At 75.4% G+C, this 21,023-nt stretch carries 19 protein-coding genes; 18 read left to right on the top strand and 1 reads right to left on the bottom strand.

The genetic code is table 11. From position 1 onward, the window contains the following. Positions 1-984, bottom strand: coding sequence for an AAA family ATPase (locus tag CRP29_RS16960; protein ID WP_097196234.1), 984 nt, complete (start codon positions 982-984; stop codon positions 1-3). A gap of 223 nt (positions 985-1,207) precedes the next feature. On the opposite strand from CRP29_RS16960, the gene mraZ reads away from it, so the two are divergent. From mraZ to wag31, 18 genes are all read left to right on the top strand, one after another. Continuing rightward, positions 1,208-1,642: a division/cell wall cluster transcriptional repressor MraZ gene (gene mraZ / locus CRP29_RS16955; RefSeq protein WP_097196233.1), complete on the top strand. Its 435-nt coding sequence runs from the start codon at positions 1,208-1,210 to the stop codon at positions 1,640-1,642. A 429-nt stretch (positions 1,643-2,071) separates the two neighbouring features. After that, positions 2,072-3,067 (top strand): 16S rRNA (cytosine(1402)-N(4))-methyltransferase RsmH, encoded by a 996-nt coding sequence (rsmH, locus tag CRP29_RS16950; RefSeq protein ID WP_097196232.1) that lies wholly within the window; start codon positions 2,072-2,074, stop codon positions 3,065-3,067. Between the two features lie 56 nt (positions 3,068-3,123). Next, complete coding sequence (ftsL, locus tag CRP29_RS16945) at positions 3,124-3,582, top strand: cell division protein FtsL (protein WP_097196231.1); 459 nt, start codon at positions 3,124-3,126, stop codon at positions 3,580-3,582. 2 nt (positions 3,583-3,584) lie between these two features. After that, the gene (locus tag CRP29_RS16940; RefSeq protein WP_097196230.1) at positions 3,585-5,435 is read left to right on the top strand and encodes a peptidoglycan D,D-transpeptidase FtsI family protein; all 1,851 of its coding nucleotides are present in this window, start codon (positions 3,585-3,587) and stop codon (positions 5,433-5,435) included. Positions 5,436-5,529: 94 nt separating this feature from the next. Beyond that, entirely contained in the window at positions 5,530-7,095 is a 1,566-nt protein-coding gene (locus CRP29_RS16935; protein WP_245852945.1) for a UDP-N-acetylmuramoyl-L-alanyl-D-glutamate--2,6-diaminopimelate ligase, read from the top strand. Then, positions 7,092-8,489 (top strand): UDP-N-acetylmuramoyl-tripeptide--D-alanyl-D-alanine ligase, encoded by a 1,398-nt coding sequence (locus CRP29_RS16930; RefSeq protein WP_097196229.1) that lies wholly within the window; start codon positions 7,092-7,094, stop codon positions 8,487-8,489. The genes CRP29_RS16935 and CRP29_RS16930 overlap by 4 nt, the downstream gene beginning before the upstream one ends. Then, a complete protein-coding gene (gene mraY, locus CRP29_RS16925; protein WP_097196228.1) occupies positions 8,486-9,562 on the top strand; it encodes a phospho-N-acetylmuramoyl-pentapeptide-transferase in 1,077 nt (358 codons plus the stop codon). The genes CRP29_RS16930 and mraY overlap by 4 nt, the downstream gene beginning before the upstream one ends. A 1-nt stretch (position 9,563) precedes the next feature. Continuing rightward, positions 9,564-10,985, top strand: a complete 1,422-nt coding sequence (gene murD / locus CRP29_RS16920) for a UDP-N-acetylmuramoyl-L-alanine--D-glutamate ligase (RefSeq protein ID WP_097196227.1) — start codon at positions 9,564-9,566, stop codon at positions 10,983-10,985. A 4-nt stretch (positions 10,986-10,989) separates the two neighbouring features. Then, complete coding sequence (gene ftsW / locus CRP29_RS16915; RefSeq protein ID WP_245852941.1) at positions 10,990-12,417, top strand: putative lipid II flippase FtsW; 1,428 nt, start codon at positions 10,990-10,992, stop codon at positions 12,415-12,417. Next, the gene (murG, locus tag CRP29_RS16910) at positions 12,414-13,538 is read left to right on the top strand and encodes an undecaprenyldiphospho-muramoylpentapeptide beta-N-acetylglucosaminyltransferase (protein WP_097196226.1); all 1,125 of its coding nucleotides are present in this window, start codon (positions 12,414-12,416) and stop codon (positions 13,536-13,538) included. Before ftsW ends, murG begins: the two co-directional genes overlap by 4 nt. Next, entirely contained in the window at positions 13,535-15,007 is a 1,473-nt protein-coding gene (murC, locus tag CRP29_RS16905) for a UDP-N-acetylmuramate--L-alanine ligase (RefSeq protein WP_097196225.1), read from the top strand. Before murG ends, murC begins: the two co-directional genes overlap by 4 nt. Continuing rightward, complete coding sequence (locus CRP29_RS16900; protein WP_097196224.1) at positions 15,004-15,810, top strand: cell division protein FtsQ/DivIB; 807 nt, start codon at positions 15,004-15,006, stop codon at positions 15,808-15,810. Before murC ends, CRP29_RS16900 begins: the two co-directional genes overlap by 4 nt. Positions 15,811-16,176: 366 nt before the next feature. After that, on the top strand, positions 16,177-17,448 hold the full coding sequence (gene ftsZ / locus CRP29_RS16895; RefSeq protein WP_097196223.1) for a cell division protein FtsZ: 1,272 nt from the start codon (positions 16,177-16,179) through the stop codon (positions 17,446-17,448). Between the two features lie 41 nt (positions 17,449-17,489). Beyond that, positions 17,490-18,227: a peptidoglycan editing factor PgeF gene (gene pgeF / locus CRP29_RS16890; RefSeq protein ID WP_176523016.1), complete on the top strand. Its 738-nt coding sequence runs from the start codon at positions 17,490-17,492 to the stop codon at positions 18,225-18,227. Continuing rightward, a complete protein-coding gene (locus CRP29_RS16885; RefSeq protein ID WP_097196221.1) occupies positions 18,224-18,970 on the top strand; it encodes a YggS family pyridoxal phosphate-dependent enzyme in 747 nt (248 codons plus the stop codon). The genes pgeF and CRP29_RS16885 overlap by 4 nt, the downstream gene beginning before the upstream one ends. A 58-nt stretch (positions 18,971-19,028) precedes the next feature. Then, complete coding sequence (locus CRP29_RS16880) at positions 19,029-19,715, top strand: cell division protein SepF (protein ID WP_097196220.1); 687 nt, start codon at positions 19,029-19,031, stop codon at positions 19,713-19,715. A 70-nt stretch (positions 19,716-19,785) separates the two neighbouring features. Next, positions 19,786-20,076, top strand: coding sequence for a YggT family protein (locus CRP29_RS16875; RefSeq protein ID WP_097196219.1), 291 nt, complete (start codon positions 19,786-19,788; stop codon positions 20,074-20,076). Positions 20,077-20,176: 100 nt separating this feature from the next. Then, entirely contained in the window at positions 20,177-20,905 is a 729-nt protein-coding gene (wag31, locus tag CRP29_RS16870; RefSeq protein WP_097196218.1) for a DivIVA-like cell division protein Wag31, read from the top strand. Positions 20,906-21,023: the final 118 nt, after the last annotated feature.

Raw genomic sequence — 21,023 nt, 5'->3', positions numbered from 1 at the left:
TCAGCGCCCGCGCGGGACGGGCAGCGTGACGACCAGCTCGGCGACCACGTGCTCGGCGGTGCGACCGCCCCCGACGGACTCCGGCGCCATCAGCAGCCGGTGCGCCAGCACCGGTCCGGCCAGCTCCTTGACGTCGTCGGCGAGCACCATGTCCCGGCCGGCCAGCGCCGCCGAGGCGCGGGCGGCGCGGAGCAGCTGCAGCCCGGCCCGGGGGGAGGCGCCCAGCCGCAGCGCGGGCGAGCGGCGGGTGCCCTCCACCAGGTCGACGACGTAGCGGCGCACGTTCTCGGACACGTGCAGCCGGCCGACCGCCGCGATCAGGTCGCGCACCGAGGCCGCGTCGGCGACCGGCTCGAGGTCGGCCAGCGGATCGGTGGTGGCGCGGTCGTCGAGCATCGCCAGCTCCGCCGTGCGGTCCGGATAGCCCATCGAGACCCGCGTCGTGAACCGGTCGCGCTGGGCCTCGGGCAGGGGATAGGTGCCCTCCATCTCCAGCGGGTTCTGCGTCGCCATCACCAGGAACGGCCGCGCCAGCTCGTAGCTGACGCCGTCCACGGTCACCTGGCGCTCCTCCATGCACTCCAGCAGCGCCGACTGCGTCTTCGGGGAGGCCCGGTTGATCTCGTCGGCCACCACGACGTTGGCGAAGATCGCGCCGGGCTTGAACTCGAACTCGCGCGACTCCTGGTCGTAGACGGCGACCCCGGTGACGTCGCTGGGCAGCAGGTCGGGCGTGAACTGGATGCGGCGGACCGTCGCGTCGACCGACGCCGCGAGCGCCTTGGCCAGGGTGGTCTTGCCGACGCCGGGGACGTCCTCGATCAGCAGATGGCCCTCGGCCAACAGCGTCACCAGGGCCAGGCGGACGACGGCGTCCTTGCCCTGCACGACCCGGCCGACGTTGGCTGCGATGCGGCCGGCTGCGGCGGCGATGTCCACGGGGGGACCGGTCACTTCGCCGGGCGTGCGCGTCACCTCGGTCACCCCACCCACGGTACGTGGATCGGGGCGCTCCGGAGGGGTGCCCGATCGCCCCCGGCACCCGGGACGGCGACGGCCGGGTGGCGCGGTGGGGAGGGCGACCACGACACGGCGGCAAGTGGTGTCCAGTGGGGGCTAGTGGGTTACTGTGTCGCCTGGTGGGGAGGCAGGGACCGCTCAGGGGTCGCTGCGGAGCCAGTGGAGGACAGATGCGGGGGGTGATCCGGTGTTCGTCGGCAGCTACCCCCTGCGCCTCGACGAGAAGGGCCGGCTCGCCCTGCCGGTCCGCTTCCGCGACCAGGTGGCCGGCGGCATGGTGATCAAGAAGGGCCAGGAGCGCTGCGTCTACGGCCTCACCATGGCCCGCGTCGCCGAGCAGAGCGCCGCGATGGCCGCGATGGCCCCCTCCGACACCGCACGGGCGCGCATGGCCGCCCGCATGAGCTTCGGGTCGATGGTCGAGATCGAGCCGGACAAGACCGGCCGCATCACCATCCCCGCGAGCCTCCGCGAGTACGCCGGGCTGGACCGCGACGTCGTCATCGTCGGCGTGGACACCCGCTTCGAGATCTGGGACGCCGGCAACTGGGAGGCCTACGTGGCCGAACTGGAAGCCGCCTACGCCGACATGGAGAGCGAGGGGATGCCGACGCTGTCGTGATCCCAGGCCGCCCCACCCGCCCCCACCCGGGCCCCGGGAGCACCGTTCGAGCCGCCTTCCCCGCGGCTCGACCGGATTCGGCCCCAGCCGCCTTCCCCGCTGCTGGGTCCCGCTCCCCGGAGGACCGCCGTACCGGCGGGTGCGACCGGCTCCGCCCTCCCCGGCGGACCGGCACCGGCGACCACCCGGCCCCGCGGGGCACCACCTGACGCTCTTCCCCGACGCCAGGCGGCGCCCCGCGGGGGCCGGATCCCCACCGACCACCCCACTGCCGCACCACCCGGGCCCACCGGCCCCACCCCGCCCCACCGGCCCCACTCCGCCCCACCCGACCGATCCCGTTCCGCCGGCAGGCACCACATCCCCCCGGCGCCCCCCGGGGCGCGGCACCATCCCAGTCCACGAATCGGTCCCGAGAGGCAGTCGACGATGAGCAGCACCGGATCCGCCGCGGCGCCGGACGCGCCCCGGCCCCCGGTGCACGTGCCCGTCCTGCTGCAGCGGATCACCGAGCTGCTCGGCCCGGCCTGCGCCGCCCCCGGCGCCGTGCTCGTCGACGCGACCCTCGGCCTCGCCGGCCACTCGCTGGCCCTGCTGGACGCCCACCCCGGTCTCCGGCTCGTCGGCCTGGACCGCGACCCCGACGCCCGCGCCGAGGCCGCCCGCCGCATCGAGGCCGCCGGCCACACCGACCGGGTCACCCTGGTCCCCGCCGTCTTCGACGAGCTGCCCGACGTCCTCGACCGCCTCGGCATCGCCGAGGTGCAGGCCGTCCTGTTCGACCTCGGCGTCTCCTCGCTGCAGCTGGACCGGCCCGACCGCGGCTTCAGCTACTCCGCCGACGCGCCGCTGGACATGCGGATGAACCCCGAGACCGGGCGCACCGCGGCCGAGATCGTGAACACCTACCCGCCGAAGGAGCTGGCCCGGGTGCTCCGCGTCTACGGCGAGGAGCGGTTCGCCTCGCGCATCGCCGCCGCCATCGACCGCGAGCGCGCCCGCGAGCCCTTCACCTCCACCGCCCGGCTGGCCGAGCTCGTGCGCGACGCGATCCCGGCCGCCACCCGGCGAACCGGCGGCCACCCCGCCAAGCGGACCTTCCAGGCCCTGCGGATCGAGGTCAACGACGAGCTCGGCGTCCTCGAGCGCGCCCTGCCGGCGGCGATCGAGGCACTGGCCGTCGGCGGGCGGATCGCCGTCATCACCTTCCACTCGCTCGAGGACCGCATCGTCAAGCAGACCCTCGCCGAGGGCGCGACCGACCACACCCCCCACGGCATGCCCGTGCCCCTGCCGGAGCACGGCCCCGTGCTCCGGCTCCTGACCCGTGGCGGCGAGGCCGCCTCCGACGACGAGGTCGCCGCGAACTCGCGCGCGGCCTCGGCCCGCGTCCGCGCGGCCGAGCGCATCCGGAGAGCGGCATGAGCACCCGAGCCACTGCCCGTGTCGCGGCAGCACCGCGGACCGCACCCTCGCGCCCCGTGCCCCGGACCGCGCCGCGGCCGTCCCGGCCGCAGCTGAGCGTCGTGGCCCCGCCGGCCGCCCGGCCGCGCCGGAGCCCCCGCCGGTCCCTGCGCTCCCGCCGGGCGCCCTTCGTGCTGCTCGTGGTGGCCCTGCTGGCCGGCACCACCCTGGGTCTCCTCGTCCTCAACACCGCCATCGCGGTCGATTCGCTCGAGGCCAGCCGGCTCCGGGCGGAGAACACCTCGCGGGCGCAGGAGGTGCAGCGCCTCGAGCAGCAGGTCATCGACGGCAACACCCCCGCCGCGATCGCGCAGGCCGCGATCGAGGCCCGACTGGTTCCCGCAGGACCGGCTGCCTACCTCGTGCTCGGCCCCGACGGCGCGCCGGTCCTCCGCGGCGAGCCGGTTCCGGCCGAGGCGCCGCCGGCGCCCGCCGAGGTGCCGCCGGCAGCGGCGCCCCCCGCGGGCGGGAACTGATCGTGGCGGGCACCGTCCGCGGCCCCGGGGCGGGACCGCGCAACGGCGGCCGGCCGGCACCGCGCACGGGCCCGGGGGCCTTCACCTCGCGCCGCGCCCCGGGCAGCCGGCGCAGCGGGGGAGCGGGGCTCTCCCTGGCCCAGCGCACCCGGCGCAACCGGATCGGGCTGATCCTGCTGGTGGTGCTGCTGGTCGTGGTCGTCGGCCGGCTCGCCGTCGTCCAGGGCATCGACGGCGCGGCGTACGCCAGCGCAGCCTCCCAGGACCGGCTGCGCACCTATCCGATCGCCGCGGTCCGCGGCGAGATCACCGACCGCGAGGGCCGGCCGTTCGCCTACACCGCCGACGCCTTCCGCGTCGTCGCCGACCCCACCGTGGTCGGCGACCCGGCCCGGACGGCCCTGGCGCTGACCACCGTGCTGGGAGTGCCGGTCGCCGAGCTGACCGAGCAGCTCACCGCCGAGCGCCGCCACGTCGTGCTCAAGCCACAGCTGCCCCCCGAGGTGGCGAACGCCGTCGAGGAGCTCGAGCTGCCGGGGGTCTTCCTCGAGGACGACCCGGTGCGGCGCTATCCGGCCGGCGCGGTGGGCGGCCAGACGGTCGGCTTCATCGGCGTGGACGGCACCGGCCTGGCCGGCATCGAGCAGACCTTCGAGGACGTCCTCGCCGGGACCCCGGGCACCCGCCGGGTCGAGGTGGGCAGCGGGGGCAACCCCATCCCCTCCCGCGGCATCGACGAGGAGCTCCCCGCCACCGACGGCAGCGACGTCACGCTGACCATCGACCAGGACCTGCAGTACGTCACCGAGCAGCGGCTGGCCGAGGCGTGCGCCGACGGCGCGACGACGCGGGCATCGGCGGTGGTCCTGGACGTGACGACCGGTGAGGTCGTCGCCATGGCGTCCTGCCCCGGCTACGACCCCGGGAACTACGGTGCCACGCCGGAGCAGCTGAAGAACCCCACGGTGTCCGACGTCTTCGAGCCCGGCTCGGTGCTCAAGGCGGTCACGCTCGCGGCGGCCCTGGAGGAGGGGAAGGCGACGCCGGACGAGTCCTTCCCCGTCGACGGGCACATCCAGGCCGGCAACCGGGTGGTCACCGACGCGCACGACCACGCGCCGGTCGACTGGACCGTCACCGGCATCCTGGCCAAGTCCAGCAACGTCGGGACGATCATGCTGGCCCGCAGGGTGGGCGACGCCACGCTCGAGCGGTACCTGCGCGCCTTCGGCCTGGGCAGCCGCACCGGCATCGAGCTGCCCGGCGAGAGCAAGGGCATCTTCCAGGAGTCCGACGAGTGGAGCGAGATCCAGGCCGCCAACGTGGCCATCGGGCAGGGCGTCTCGACGACCACGCTGCAGCTGGCCTCGGTCTACCAGGCGATCGCCAACGGCGGCGTGCGCGTCGAGCCGCGGATCGTCCGCTCGGTGACCTCGCCGGACGGCCGGGTGGAACGGGCGGAGCGCCCCGAGCCGACCCGGGTGGTCAGCGAGGAGACCGCCGACGCCATGGCGTACATGCTCGAGGCCGTGGTCGGCCCCGGCGGCACCGCGCCGCTCGGGCAGATCGAAGGATTCCGGGTCGCCGGCAAGACCGGCACCGCGCAGCGGACGAACCCGGAGACCGGCCGGTACGAGGGCGGCGGCTACTTCACGACGTTCGCCGGCTTCGCCCCCGCCGACGACCCGCAGTACGTGATCGCCGTCGACCTGGAGCGGCCGACGAGCTCCGCCGAGGGCGGCCAGGTCGCCGCGCCGGTGTTCCGCGACATCCTCCGGTATGCGCTGACCGCCGACGGCGTCGTCCCGTCGGGCACGGCGCGGCCGGAATTCGAGCTCACCTCCACCCCCTGACCGCGCCGGCCCCCGTGGGGCGGAGGCCGACGGCGTGCCCGGGGAGAGCGCAGCTGCACGGGTCCGGCCCACGACGCCGGTAGATTGGAGCCCCGTGACCACGTCCGACGGCGGGTCGGTGCCCCCGCCCGTGGGAAGCCGCCCCCGCACCCCGCGCCCCGTGCCGCTCTCCGGGCTCGCCGACCTCGTCGGCCGGCCCTCCTCCGAGGCGTCGGACGTCGTCGTCTCCGGCCTCACGCTGGCGTCGGCGGAGGTCTGCCCCGGCGACCTGTACGCGGCCCTGCCCGGCGCCCGCACCCACGGCGTCCGGTACGTCGGCGACGCCGTCGAACGGGGCGCCGTCGCCGTGCTGACCGACCCCTCCGGCCGGCAGGAGGCGGCCGCGACCGGGCTGCCCGTGTGCGTGGTCGACGACCCGCGCGCCGTCCTCGGGGAGGTCGCCGACCGCATCTACGACCGGCCGAGCGAGCGGATGCAGGTCATCGGGATCACCGGCACCAACGGCAAGACGACGACGGCGTACCTGGTCGAGGCCGGGCTCGCCGCGGCCGGCCGCGCCACGGGGCTGATCGGCACGGTGCAGACCCAGACCCGTGCGGCGGACGGCGGCGTCACCGCGCTGCCCAGCGTCCGCACCACGCCCGAGGCCCCCGCGGTGCACGCATTGCTGGCGGCCATGGCCGAGGCCGGGGTGTCGAGCGTGGTCATGGAGGTCTCCAGCCACGCGCTGGTCCTGGGCCGGGTGGGCGCGGTCCGCTTCGCCGCCGCCGGCTTCACCAACCTCGGCCGCGACCACCTGGACTTCCACGGCGACCTCGAGGAGTACTTCCGGGCGAAGTCGCTGCTCTTCGACGGCCGCGCGGCCGTCGAGGTGGTCGACGTCGACGACGAGCACGGCCGGCGGCTGCTCGACCGGCCCGGCCGCCCCCGCCCGGTCACCGTCTCCACCGAGGGCGCGCACGCCGACTGGCGGGCCACCGACGTCGCCCCGGGGGCCGACGGCGGCTCCACCTTCACGCTGCACGGCCCCGACGGGCTGCGCCGGCAGGGCAGCGTGCGGCTGCCGGGCCGGTTCAACGTGGCCAACGCGGTGCTCGCCGTCGCCCTGCTCGACGCCGTCGGTGTCCCGGTCGACGCGGCGCTGGAGGGCATCGCGAGCACGGTGGTCCCCGGGCGGATGGAGCCGGTCGAGGCCGGCCAGCCCTTCGTCGCCGCGGTCGACTACGCGCACACCCCCGACGCCGTCGCCACCGCGCTCGGCGCCCTGCGGACGGCGACGGCGGGGCGGCTGATCACCGTCCTCGGCTGCGGCGGTGACCGCGATCCCGGCAAGCGGGCGGCCATGGGCGCGGCCGCCGCCGCCGGCAGCGACGTCCTGGTCGTCACCGACGACAACCCGCGCTCGGAGGAGCCGGCCGTCATCCGGGCCGCCATGCTCGCCGGCGTCCTCGACGTGCCGGAGGACCGGCGCGCGGAGGTGCACGAGGTCGGCGACCGCCGCGAGGCCATCGCGGCGGCCGTGGCCCTGGCCCGGCCCGGCGACACCGTGCTGGTCGCGGGCAAGGGGCACGAGACCGGCCAGGAGATCGCCGGCACCGTGCACCCCTTCGACGACCGCGCCGTGCTGCGCGAGGTCCTCGCCGCGGGGGTGCCGCGGTGATCCGGCTGACCCTGGCCGAGGTGGCCGACCTGACCGGCGGCACGCTCACCGGCGGCGACCCGGCCACCGCCGTGACCGGGGCCGTCACCCTCGACTCGCGCACCGTCGCCCCGGGCGACCTCTTCGTCGCCGTGGCCGGCGAGCGGGTCGACGGGCACGACTTCCTCGGCGCCGCTGCCGCGGCGGGCGCCGTCGCCGCCCTCGGCAGCCGGACCGACCCCGCCCTGCCCTGTGTCGTCGTCGATGACCCCGTGGTGGCCCTCGGCCGGCTCGCCGCCGGTGTGCACGCCCGGCTCGCGGGCAGCGGCCTGATCACGATCGGGCTGACCGGCTCGTCGGGCAAGACCTCGACCAAGGACCTGCTCGGCCAGGTGCTCGGGGCGGCCGGCGAGACGGTGAGCCCGCCCGGCTCGTACAACAACGACATCGGCCTGCCGCTCACCGTGCTCTCGGCCGGCGAGACCACCCGCTACCTCGTGCTGGAGATGGGCGCCCGCGGCGTCGGCCACATCGCCCGGCTGTGCGGCGTCGCCCGGCCCGACATCGGCGTCGTCCTCAACGTCGGCTCGGCGCACCTGGGCGAGTTCGGCAGCGCGGACGTCATCGCGCAGGCCAAGGGCGAGCTGGTGGAGGCGCTGCCCGAGGGCGGCACCGCCGTCCTCAACGCCGACGACCCCCGAGTGCTGGGCATGGCCCCGCGCACCCGCGCCCGCGTGGTGACCACCGGCCGGGGCCCGACCGCGGACGTCCGCGCCGTCGACGTCACCCTGGACGGCTCCGCCCGCGGCCGGTTCACGCTCGTCGCGGGGGGCGAGGAGCACCCGGTCGCGCTGCAGGTCGTGGGGGAGCACCAGGTCGCCAACGCGCTGTCCGCGGCGGCGGCCGCGCTCGCCGCCGGCCTGGCACCGGCGGACGTCGCCGCCGCGCTCTCCGCGGCCGGTCCGCGCAGCCGCTGGCGCATGGAGGTCGAGCGCCGGGCCGACGGCGTCACCGTGGTCAACGACGCGTACAACGCCAACCCCGAGTCGATGCGGGCCGCGCTGGCCGCTCTCGCCGGGCTGACCGCCACCCGGCGGATCGCGGTGCTGGGCGCCATGGCCGAGCTGGGGCCCGGCGCCACCGCCGAGCACGAGCGGCTGGGCCGCGACGCCGCGGCCGCCGGGATCGACCTCGTCGTGGCCGTCGGCCCCGATGCGGTAGGCATAGCCGACGGAGCGGCCGCAGCCGGGCGTCGTCCAGGAGAGGAGTCGGTGCTCGTGCCGGACCGGGCCGCTGCCCGTCAGCTGATGTCGGAGGTGCTGCGCCCCGGGGACGTCGTCCTCGTGAAGGCCAGCCGTTCCTACGGCTTGGAGCTGCTCGCCGCCGACCTGCTCGAGGAGGGGGTTCCGCGATGAGGAGCGTCCTCATCGCCGCGGGCATCGGCCTGATCATGTCGATCCTGCTCACCCCGGTGGCCATCCGCGCCTTCCGGCGGCAGGGGCTCGGGCAGGAGATCCGGGACGACGGCCCCGAGAGCCACCTGTCCAAGAAGGGCACGCCCACCATGGGCGGGACGGTGATCGTCGGCGCCACCCTGGTCGGCTACCTCGTCGCACACCTGGCGTTCGTCGGCGACGACGGCTGGGGCTTCAGCGCCACCGGCCTGCTGCTGCTGTTCCTGATGGTCGGCATGGGCACCGTCGGCTTCCTCGACGACTACCTCAAGATCCGGCACCGCCGCAGCCTGGGCCTGAACAAGACCGCCAAGCTGGTCGGTCAGCTGATCGTCGGCGTGACCTTCGCGGTGCTCGCGATCAACTTCCCCAGCAACGGGCTCACGCCGGCCTCGACCGTCGTCTCCTACGTCCGCGACATCGAGCCGCTGGCGCTGGGGTCGATCGGCTTCGTGATCCTGGCCTACCTGTTCATCGCCGGGTTCTCCAACGCCGTGAACCTGACCGACGGCCTGGACGGGCTGGCGGCCGGCTCCTCGGCCATGGTGCTGGCGTCCTACATCGTCATCTCGTTCTGGCAGTTCACCCACGACTGCGCCAGCGAGCTCATCGACGGCTGCTACCAGGTGCGCGACCCGCTGGACATCACCCTCGTCGCGGCCTCCGCCATGGGCGCGTGCCTGGGCTTCCTGTGGTGGAACACCAGCCCGGCGCGCATCTTCATGGGCGACACCGGCTCGCTGGCCCTCGGCGGGCTCATCGCGGGGCTGGCCATCGTCACGCGCACCGAGCTGCTGCTGGTCGTCCTGGGCGGGTTGTTCGTCGCCGTCACGCTCTCGGTGGTCATCCAGGTCGCCTTCTTCCGGGCGACCCGGCGCCGGGTGTTCCGCATGGCGCCGCTGCACCACCACTTCGAGCTGGCCGGCTGGACCGAGAACACCGTGATCGTGCGGTTCTGGCTGGTCACCGGCATGGCCGTCGCCTTCGGGCTGGGGCTGTTCTACGCCGACTGGCTCTCCTTCGCGGGGCTCTGAGGTGACCGATCTCCGGGATGCCACGGTCCTGGTCGCGGGCCTCGGGGTCTCCGGCGTCGCCGCGGCGCGGGTGCTCCTGGGCCTCGGCACGACCGTGGCGCTCAGTGACGCCCAGGAGCGCCCGGTGGTCGCGGAACTCACCGCGGCCGGCGCGACCTGGCTGGGCGAGCTGTCGGCGGTGCCCGACGGCACCGACCTCGTGGTCACCTCCCCGGGCTGGCGTCCCGACCACCCCCTGCTCGCCGACGCCGCCCGCCGCGGCGTCGAGGTGGTGGGGGAGCCGGAGCTCGCCTGGCGGCTGCGGATCGCCGGCCCCGACGGCGTCCCCGCGCCCTGGCTGGCGGTCACCGGCACCAACGGCAAGACGACGACGGTCACCATGCTGGAGGCGGTCCTGCTCGCTGCCGGCCGCCGGGCCGTGGCCGCGGGGAACGTCGGCCGGCCCCTGGTCGAGGTGGTCACCGCCCGCGACCCCGACGGGACGCCGACCTTCGACGCGATCGCCGTCGAGCTGTCCAGCTTCCAGCTGCACTGGTCCTCGACCCTCGCGCCGGCCGCCGCCGCGGTGCTCAACGTCGCCGACGACCACACCGACTGGCACGGCTCCTTCGCCGCCTACCGCGACGCGAAGGCCCGGATCCTCGAGCGCACGCCGGTCGCCGTCGCCGACGCGGGCGACCCGGTGGCGGCCGCCCTGGCCGCCGCCCACCCGCACCCGGTGACGGTCACCCTCGGCGAGCCCGGGCCGGGCCAGCTCGGCGTGCGCGCCGGGGATCTGGTCGACCGGGCCTTCGCCACCGAACCCGCGGGGGAGGTGCTGCTCGAGGCCGGCCTGCTGCAGGTACCCGGGCCGCACAACACGATCAACGCGCTGGTCGCCGCGGCGCTGGCCCGCGCCGCCGGCGTCCCCGCCGAGGCCGTCGGCCGGGGCCTGGCCGGTTTCCGCGGCGGCGCCCACCGCAACGTGCGGGTCGCCACCGTCGACGGGGTGGACTGGGTCGACGACAGCAAGGCCACCAACCCGCACGCGGCCGGGGCGTCGCTGGCCTCCTACCCGCGCGTGGTGTGGATCGCCGGGGGGCTGCTCAAGGGCGCCGACGTCGATCCGCTGGTCGCCGCCGTGGCGTCGAGGCTCGCCGGAGTGGTCCTGCTGGGCCGCGATCGGGACCGGATCGCCGCAGCGCTGGCGCGACACGCCCCGGCGGTCCCCGTCGTGACGGTCCCCAGCGGCGACGATGGCGGGATGGATGGGACGGGTGTGACTGCCGAGGCGACGACGGCGCGCGTGGTGGCCGCCGCGCGTGGCCTGGCGCGCCCCGGGGACACCGTGCTGCTCGCCCCCGCGGCCGCGTCCATGGACGTCTACCGCGACTACGCCCACCGGGGCACGGCCTTCGCCGACGCGGTCCGGGCGCTGGGCTGAGGCCATGACGACGACGCAGACCCGTCCTCGTCCCGGCCGCGCCGCGCGCGAGGAGCGGGCGCCGGTCCGGCGCTGGTCGGGCCCGGCCTGGCTCGACGGGCCGATGACCAGCTGCCACCTGGTGCTGGGCTCGGCCGGCCTGCTGCTGCTCATCGGCCTGGTCATGGTGTTCTCCGCCTCCTCGATCGAGGCCGCGCTGGCCGACGAGCCCGCCTGGGCGCCCGGCGTGCAGCAGCTGATCTGGGCGGGCCTGGGCCTCGGCGCGATGCTGGTGACGATGCGGCTGCCGATCGGGCTGATCCGCCGCTGGTCGCCCATCGGCCTGGTGGTCGTCGCCGTCCTGCTGCTCCTGGTGCTGGTGCCCGGCATCGGCGTGCGGCTCAACGGCGCGCGGCAGTGGATCGACCTGGGCTTCACGCTGTTCCAGCCCTCCGAGCTGGCGAAGATCGTGTTCGCGCTCTGGGGTGCGCACGTCCTCGCGCTGCGCGAGCGCTACCTGACGACGTCCTCGCTGCTGGTGCCGGTGCTGCCGGTGTTCGGCGTCCTCTCGCTGCTGATCATCGCCGAGCCGGACTTCGGTGGGGTCGTGAGCCTGGGGCTGGTGCTCACCGGGCTGCTCTGGGCCGGCGGCATGCCGCTGCGCTGGTTCGGCCTGGCGGCCGCCGGCGGCGCCGCCCTGCTGGCCGTCGTGGTGACCGTCTCGGCCGAGCGCCGGGACCGCCTCACCTCGTTCATGGACCCGTTCGCCGACCCGACCGACAGCGGCTTCCAGGCGATCCGCGGCATGTACGCGCTGGCCAGCGGCGGGCTGTGGGGCGTGGGCCTGGGCAACAGCGCGATGAAGTGGAACATCCTCCCCGAGGCCGAGTCGGACTACATCTTCGCGATCATCGGCGAGGAGCTGGGCTTCCTCGGCTGCCTCGTCGTCGTCACCCTCTACGGGGTGCTGGCCTACGCCGGCTTCCGCATCGCCCGCCGGGCCGCCGACCGCTTCGTGCAGCTGTCCTGCGTCGCCATCACCGTGTGGCTGGTCGGCCAGGCCACCATGAACATGGGCTACGTGGTCGGTCTCCTCCCGGTGACCGGCGTGACCCTCCCGCTGATCTCCGCCGGTGGCACGTCGCTCATCCTCACCCTCGCGGTCGTCGGTCTCCTCGCCCGCTTCGCCTGCACCGAGCCGGCCGCGGTGGAGTCCCTGAGCTCCCGGGACCGCGGGCGGATCTCGCGGCTCCTGCTGCCGGCGCCCGCGGCCGCCGTCGAGCCCGTCCGGCCGCGCCGCCGTCCGGAGGACCGGGACGCCCGCAGCCGGGTCGTCGGCAGCGGCCGCACCCTGGTGCACGCCCGCAGCGCACCGGCCCGCTCGCAGCGCCCCGCCGAGCGCCCCGCGCGCACCCCTCCGCCGCCGGCCCGCCGGCCCGGGGGACAGCGGTGAGTGCTCTGACGTCCCGGCCGCTCTCGGTCGTCCTCGCCGGCGGGGGCACCGGCGGGCACATCGAGCCGATGCTCGCCCTCGCCGACGCCCTGCGCCGCTCCCCGGCCGCCGGCACCGGGCTGCGGATCACCTGCCTCGGCACCGAACGCGGCATGGAGACCCGGCTGGTCCCGGCGCGCGGCTACGACCTGCGGCTGATCCCGCCCGTGCCGCTGCCGCGGAAGCCGACGCCCGACCTGCTCCGGGTGCCCGGGCGGGTGTGGCGCGCGGTCGCCGAGACGCGCGCCCTGCTCGACGAGCTGCACGCCGACGTCGTCGTGGGCTTCGGGGGATACGTGGCCCTGCCGGCCTACCTGGCGGCGCGGCGGGCCGGGGTGCCGGTCGTGGTGCACGAGCAGAACGCGCTGCCGGGCCTGGCCAACCGGATCGGCGCTCGGCTCGCGGCGCGGGTGGCGGTCACGACCCCGGGGACGCCGCTGCACCGCGGCGAGCACGTGGGCATGCCGCTGCGCACCGCGATCAGCTCGCTGGACCGGGCAGCGATGCGGGCCGAGGCGCGCGTCGCCTTCGGGCTGGACGCGGACCGCCCCACGCTGCTGGTGTTCGGCGGCTCGCAGGGCGCGGCCACGCTCAACCGGGCGGCCGTGGGCGCCGCAGATGCGCTCGGCGCCGCCGGGATCCAGGTGCTGCACGCCCGCGGTCCGAAGAACACCGATGTCGTCGCCCCCGGCCGCACCGCCGGGGCGGCGCCCTACGTCGTCGTCGACTACCTGGAGCGCATGGACCTCGCCTACGCCGCCGCCGACCTCGCCCTGTGCCGGTCCGGCGCGGTGACCGTCGCGGAGCTCTCCGCCGTCGGGCTGCCCGGCGCCTTCGTCCCGCTGCCCATCGGCAACGGGGAGCAGCGCCGCAACGCCCTCCCGGTGGTCGAGGCCGGGGGAGGGCTGCTGGTGGAGGATGCCGAGCTGACCCCGGCCTGGATCGCCGAGCACCTCGTCCCGCTGCTCACCGACGCCGACGCGCTCGCCGGGTACGCCCGGCACGCGGCCGCGGCGGGGGCGCCCGACGCCGACGAGCGGCTGGCTGGGATCGTGCTCGACGTGGCTGGAGCAGGCACGTGAGCGCCGCGGACGTCGCTGCCTGGACGGGCCCCGTGCCCTCGCCCCCGGAACTGGGCGCGGTGCACTTCGTGGGCATCGGCGGCGCCGGCATGAGCGGCATCGCCCGCATCCTGCTCGCCCGCGGCGTGCGCGTCTCCGGCAGCGACCGCCGGGACACCCCGACGCTGCTGGCCCTGCGCGCCCTGGGTGCGCGGGTCGAGGTCGGCCACGCCGAGGACCACCTGGGCGATGCCGACACCGTCGTCGTCTCCACCGCGATCCGGGACGACAACCCCGAGCTCGCCGCGGCCCGGGCCCGCGGGCTGCGCGTGCTGCCGCGGGCGGTGGCGCTGGCCTCGGTCATGGCGGGCCTGCGCAGCGTGGCGGTGGCGGGGACCCACGGCAAGACCTCGACGACCTCGATGCTCACCGTCGCCGTGCAGGCCTGCGGCGTCGATCCCTCCTTCGCCATCGGCGGCGACCTCAACGAGTCGGGCAGCAACGCGCACTCCGGCGAGGGTGACGTCTTCGTCGCCGAGGCCGACGAGAGCGACCGCTCCTTCCTGCTGCTGGCCCCGTTCGCCGGGATCGTCACCAACGTCGAGGCCGACCACCTGGACAACTACGGCGACCTCGCCGCGGTCGAGGTGGCGTTCGAGCGCTTCCTGCAGACCGTCGACCCCGGCGGCTTCGTCGTCGTCTGCGCCGACGACCCCGGCTCCGCCCGGCTGCGCGGCGTGCCGTGCCCGGCGCGGCTGCGGACCTACGGCCGTTCCGCCGACGCCGACCTGCGCCTGGACGACCTGCGGGTCGAGGGGGACGCGACCAGCTACACCGCGGTGCTCGACGGCGCCGAGCTCGGCCGGGTGCGGATCCTCGTGCCGGGCGAGCACATGGCCCTCAACAGCGCCGCGGCGCTGCTCACGGGCCTGGAGCTCGGGCTGCCGGCGGAGGGGCTGATCGACGGGCTGGGCCGCTTCGGCGGCGTGCACCGCCGGTTCGAGCTGAAGGGCGTCGTCGACGGCGTGCGGGTCTACGACGACTACGCCCACCACCCGACCGAGGTGCGCGCCCAGCTGCGGGCCGCGCGCGCGGTCGCGGGGGACGGGCGGCTCGTCGTGGCCTTCCAGCCGCACCTCTACAGCCGGACGCGGGAGTTCGCCGCCGGGTTCGGCGAGGCACTCGGCCTCGCGGACGAGGTCGTCGTCATGGACGTCTACGGCGCGCGGGAGGACCCGGTGCCCGGCGTGACCGGCGCGATGGTCGCGGACGCCGTTCCGCTGCCCGCCGGACAGGTGCTCTTCGAGCCGTCCTGGTCGGCGGCCGCCCCGGCGCTCGCGGACCGGGCGCGGGCCGGTGACCTGGTCATGACGATGGGGGCCGGCGACATCTCGATGGTCGGCCCCGAGGTGCTGCAGGCGCTGACGGCCCGTGCGGCCGACCGGGACGGGGAAGGCGGGGCGGGCGACGCGACGGGCGCACCCCGGTGAGCCGCACGGGGACGACCACCCGCGACCGCGACCGCGGCGCGCCGCGGCGGCCGTCCGAGCGCCGCGGCACCGCCCCGGTCACCCCGCTGCGCGACCGCCGCCGCCGGGGGACGTCGGGCCGCCGGCGGCGCGCGGTGCAGGCCGCTGCCGGCGTCCTGGTGCTGGGTGTGCTCGCCTGGGCGCTCTGGGCCGGCCCCCTGCTGTCGGTGCGCTCGGTCCAGGTCGACGGGGCCACCACGCTGCCGACCGACCTGGTGCGCGAGGCCGCAGGCATCGCGGACGGCACCCCGTTGCTGCGGGTCGACGTCGACGCCGCCCGCGAGGCCGTGGCGGAGCTCCCGCAGGTCGAGTCGGTGACGGTCAGCCGCGGCTGGCCCAGCCGCGTGGTCATCACGCTGGTGGAGCGGACGCCGCTGGCGGTCGTGGGCGAACCGGGCCGCCGCTCCCTGCTGGACGCGCGGGGTGTGCTCTTCGACACCGTCACGGGGGAGCCCCCCGCCGGGGTCGTCCCCCTGGCCGTCGACGACCCCGGTCCGGACGACGCCGCGACCGCCGCGGCGCTCGCGGCCATCGGAGCGCTGCCTCCTGCGCTGCGCGAGCAGGTGACCCTCGCCGCCGCCCCGGACGCCGACCGGATCACGCTGACGCTCGCCGACGGCACGCTCGTGCAGTGGGGTGGTCCCGAGGCGTCCGAGCAGAAGGCGGAGATCCTCGGCGCGCTGGTCGAGGAGATCGCCGAGGGCGCCCTGGAGCCGGCCGCGGAGCTGGACCTGAGCGTCCCCGAGGCCGTCGTCCTGCGCTGAGCCGGTCCGGGCCGTAGCGGACGGTCGCCGGGTGCCTCCGCACGGCTGGGACCGGCCCTCCGGGGCGACACGCCGACCGTCGCGACACGCCCGGCGGCAGAAACAAATGTCGCGGATGTGATTCCTGGGATCGGCGGGAGTCTGCACCTCGGGATGAGACGAATCGGGGGCGAGTCGTCACGATCAGTGGTGCACATGTGATCGATGAGTCGCGAGTGGTCGGTCGTGTTCCGCCCTACCGACACGCCGAGCCGGACGGGGTGCTTGTAGCGGCTCTCGACCCCCACCTAGCTTCATCCACGTCGACCTGGTTGACATAACTGTAAGGCTGAACTTGAGGATGAGGGTCCAGTTGGGGAGCGCCGCATGACACCTCCGCACAACTATCTAGCGGTCATCAAGGTCGTCGGCATCGGCGGCGGCGGGGTGAACGCGGTCAATCGCATGATCGAAGTCGGCCTCAAGGGGGTCGAGTTCATCGCGATCAACACCGACGCCCAGGCCCTGCTGATGAGCGACGCCGACGTCAAGCTCGACGTCGGTCGCGAGCTCACGCGAGGTCTCGGCGCCGGCGCCCAGCCCGACGTGGGCCGGCAGGCCGCCGAGGACCACCGCGAGGAGATCGAGGAGGTCCTCAAGGGGGCCGACATGGTCTTCGTGACGGCCGGCGAGGGCGGCGGCACCGGTACCGGTGGCGCACCCGTCGTCGCGTCGATCGCGCGCAAGCTCGGCGCGCTGACCATCGGTGTGGTCACCCGCCCGTTCGCCTTCGAGGGCAAGCGGCGCGCGGTGCAGGCCGAGTCGGGCATCGAGGAGCTGCGCAACGAGTGCGACACGCTCATCGTGATCCCGAACGACCGGCTGCTCCAGCTCGGCGACCGGAACGTCAGCGTGATGGACGCCTTCCGCACCGCCGACCAGGTGCTGCTGTCCGGTGTCCAGGGCATCACGGACCTGATCACCACGCCCGGCCTGATCAACCTGGACTTCGCCGACGTCAAGTCGGTGATGTCGGGGGCCGGGTCTGCGCTCATGGGCATCGGCAGCGCCCGCGGTGACAACCGCGCGCTGCTCGCCGCCGAGCAGGCGATCGCCAGCCCGCTGCTGGAGGCCTCGATGGAGGGCGCCCACGGCGTCCTGCTGTCGATCTCCGGTGGCTCCGACCTCGGACTGTTCGAGATCAACGAGGCCGCGTCGCTGGTCTCCGACGCCGCGCACCCGGACGCCAACATCATCTTCGGCGCCGTCATCGACGACGCCCTGGGTGACGAGGTGCGGGTGACCGTGATCGCCGCCGGCTTCGACAGCGGCAAGCCCAACGTGCGCAAGGACGGCGCGGCCGCCACGGTCCCCGGGAGCCAGTCCAACGGATCGGTGCCCAGCGGGCTGTCGCCGCACCGCCGACCCGCGATGACCCCGATGGCCCCGGTCACCGCTCCGGCGCCGCAGGGCTCCGGCGAGCGGCTCGCGCCGGCTCCGCCGGCGCAGGCTCCGGCAGCCCGCCCGGCGCCGGCGCAGGGCGGCGGCATCACCGTGCCGCCGCTGCCGCCGATCCCGAGCGCGATCAACGGTCGTCGGCCGCTGTCGAACGAGGACTTCGAGGAAGAGCTGGACATCCCCGAGTTCCTGAAGCAGTAGCTCCGCGAGCAGGAGGTCGGCGCGGCCGTAAGGTCGAGCCGATGAGTACTCCACCGACCGCCTCGTCGTCGGTGCGACCCCGCCGGGTCGTCACCGACCGACGGGGCGGTCGTTCGTTGCCGCCCTACGACTCCTTCAACCTCGGCACCCATGTCGGCGACGACCCCGCCGCGGTCGCCGCCAACCGGACGCGCGTGGCCCGCGAGCTCGCTGTCGGCGAGGACCGGCTGGTCTGGATGGACCAGGTGCACGGCACGCAGGTCGCGATCGTGGAGGGCCCGCAGGACGGGCCGCTACCCGGGACCGACGCCGTCGTCACCACCACGCCGGGCCTCGTCCTCTGCGTCCTCGTGGCCGACTGCGTGCCCGTGCTGCTCGCCGATCCGGTGGCCGGGGTGGTCGCCGCGGTGCACGCCGGTCGCGAGGGCGTGCGGCGGGGGGTGCTGCCCGCCACCCTCTCGGCCATGGCCAGCCTGGGCGCCCGGGCCCGCCACGTCACCGCGCTGCTGGGGCCGGCCGTGTGCGGCGCCTGCTACGAGGTGCCCGAGGCGATGCAGGCCGAGGTCGCCGCCGTCGCCCCGGCGGCTGCCGTGCGCACCCGGCGGGGCACCCCGGGCCTCGACCTGCGCACCGGGCTGGCCGAGACGCTGGCCCGCGCCGGCGTGACCGAGGTCGTGCACGACCCGCGGTGCACCGTGGAGGACCGGCAGCTGTTCTCCCACCGCCGTGACGGCGTCACCGGGCGGCAGGCCGGGCTGGTCTGGCTCGATCCGGCATGACCGGCCTCGAGCAGCGGCTCCGCGCCGTGCGGGCCCGGATCGAGGCGGCCGCCCGCGCCGCCGGACGGGATCCGGCGACGGTCGCGCTGCTCGCCGTCAGCAAGACCTGGCCGGCTGCGGACGTCCGGGCCCTGGCCGCGCTGGGCCAGGCCGACTTCGGCGAGAACCGGGCGCAGGAGCTGATCGGCAAGGCGGGCGAGCTCGCGGACCTGCCGCTGCGCTGGCACTTCATCGGCCAGCTCCAACGGAACAAGGCGGCCGCCGTGGCGCGGCTGGGTGCCGTCGTCCACTCCGTCGACCGCACACCGCTCGCGCAGGCCCTGAGCCGGGCCGGAGAGGCCGCGCAGCGCCCGGTGGACGTCCTGCTCCAGGTGGACCTCGGCGGCCCGGAGGGCGAGCTGGGCGGCCGCGGGGGAGCGGCTCCCGCGGACGTGCCCGGCCTGGCCGACGACGTCGCGGTCCTGCCCGGCATCCGGCTGCGCGGGCTCATGGCGGTCGCGCCACGCGGGGAGGAGCCCGGTCCGGCGTTCGCCCGCCTGGCCGAACTGGCCGCTCGCGTGCGGGTCGACCACCCGGAGGCCGTCGAGCTCTCCGCGGGCATGAGCGGGGACCTCGAGGAGGCGGTCGCTGCGGGCGCGACGATCGTGCGTGTCGGAACCGCGCTGTTCGGCAGCCGGCCCCTAATCTCCCCTCAAGACACACGAGTCACACCAGTCCCAGGGGCCTCCGGAGCCCCGGAGTGACTCCCGTCGACGGTCGTCGAACGTGCACGCTGAGCACGCTGGCAGAGGGGGAGGTCCGATGGCTGGAGCCATGCGGAGGATGGGGATCTACCTGGGGCTCGTCGAGGACGACGACGCCCGCGGGTACGGCCGGTACGACGCCCGGCAGTCCGACCATCCCGATGCGGACCGCCGGTACTCGCGGTACGACGAGGGCCGGTACGACGACTACCCGGACGGCGACTACCCGGCCGGGTACGCCGACGAGGAGCCCGCGGAGCCGGCGCCGGTGCGCGCCGCTCCGGAGCCGCTGAACGTCCGCCGTGTCGCCCCGGCCCGCCCTCTCGGGCTGGCGCCGTCGGTCGGCGGGGGCGGTGGCTCCCGGATCAGTGCCATGAGCAGCGGCCCCGTCGGCGCTGCCGGCCTGGCCGTCCGCGAGCCGGTCGCCGACGTCGTGCCCGAGCCGGCGCCCGTGCCCGCGCCGCAGCCGTACCGGATCACCACCCTGCACCCGCGCACCTACAACGAGGCGCGCGTGATCGGGGAGCGGTTCCGCGACGGGATGCCGGTCATCATGAACCTGACCGAGATGGACGACGCCGACGCGAAGCGGCTCGTCGACTTCGCCGCGGGCCTGTCGTTCGGGCTGCGCGGTAGTATCGAGCGCGTCACGGCGAAGGTGTTCCTGCTCAGCCCGCAGAACGTCGACGTGACGGCCGAGGACAAGGCGCGGATCCGCGAGGGCGGGTTCTTCAACCAGTCCTGAGGCACGCGCAGGCACCCGCCCGCGCGCCCCATGACGGCGGCACGACTCGTGCCCTGGATGAACGAGGACCGTGGCACTTCTCTGGTTGATCGTCTACGTGGTCCTGACCGTCTTCCTCGTGCTGCTCTTCGCGCGGTTCGTGGTCGACTGGGTGATGGTGCTGGCCCGGAGCTGGCGTCCCGCGGGTGTCGTCGCGGCCGGCCTCGAGCTCGTCTACAGCACCACCGACCCTCCGCTCAAGGCCGTGCGCCGCGTGATCCCGCCGCTGAACCTGGGAACCATCCGGCTGGACCTCGGTTTCATGGTGGTCCTCATCGGCGTGGTCATCCTCCGTGGGATCGTCGGCGGTCTGGCGCGCTAATGTCCTCGACGATGCCCGGGCTGCACGGCCGGACGATCGACGCGGTCCTCCACCAGCCGTCCGCAGCCCTCCAGTCCCGCCGTACCTCTAAGGTGACCTGATGCCACTCACGCCTGCCGACGTGCACAACGTCGTCTTCAAGAAGCCGCCCATCGGCAAGCGGGGCTACGACGAGGACGAGGTCGACGCCTTCCTCGACGTGGTGGAGGCCGAGCTGGCCCGCCTCATCGAGGAGAACAACGAGCTGCGCTCCGGCGCCGGCAGCCGCGTCCAGGCCCGCGCCGAGGAGCGCCCCGAGGCCCCGGCCCCGGCGCCCGCCCCGGTGGCGGCCGCGCCCCCGGTGCAGCCGCAGCAGGACGACAGCGCCCGGGCCTCCCGGATGCTCGCCCTGGCCACCGAGACGGCCGACCGCTACGTCAACGAGGCCAAGACGCAGGCCGAGCAGATGCTCAGCGGCGCGAAGACCAACAGCGAGCGGCTGATGACCGACGCTCGCACCAAGAGCGAGCAGATGGTCACCGAGGCCAAGCACCGCGCCGACTCGATGATCGGCGACGCGCGCACCCGGGCGGAGACCCTGGAGCGCGAGGCCCGGGCCAAGGCCGCGGCCCTCGACCAGGACGCCGAGCGCCGGCACGTCGAGGCGATGGGCAGCCTCGAGGAGAAGCGGAGCAGCCTCGAGCGCAAGATCGAGGAGCTGCGCACCTTCGAGCGCGAGTACCGCACCCGGCTGCGCTCCTACCTCGAGTCGCACCTCCGCGACCTCGACAGCCGCGGCTCGGCGGAGCCGGCGACGAACGCGCGGCAGAACCAGCACGCTTCCGCCTGACGACAGCCCCGGGAGCATCGCAGCGAGGAACGAGCGAGGCGCGGAGTCAGGCAGAGCACTCCGCCTGACGACAGCCCCGCCTGATCCCAGGCCACGACAGGGCCCTCGGACCATCGGT

The sequence above is a fragment of the Blastococcus aggregatus genome, assembly GCF_900221005.1.
GTDB lineage: Bacteria > Actinomycetota > Actinomycetes > Mycobacteriales > Geodermatophilaceae > Blastococcus > Blastococcus aggregatus.
Note: the sequence above shows the minus strand (reverse complement) of the source record. Positions and strands in the feature narration are given on the sequence as shown.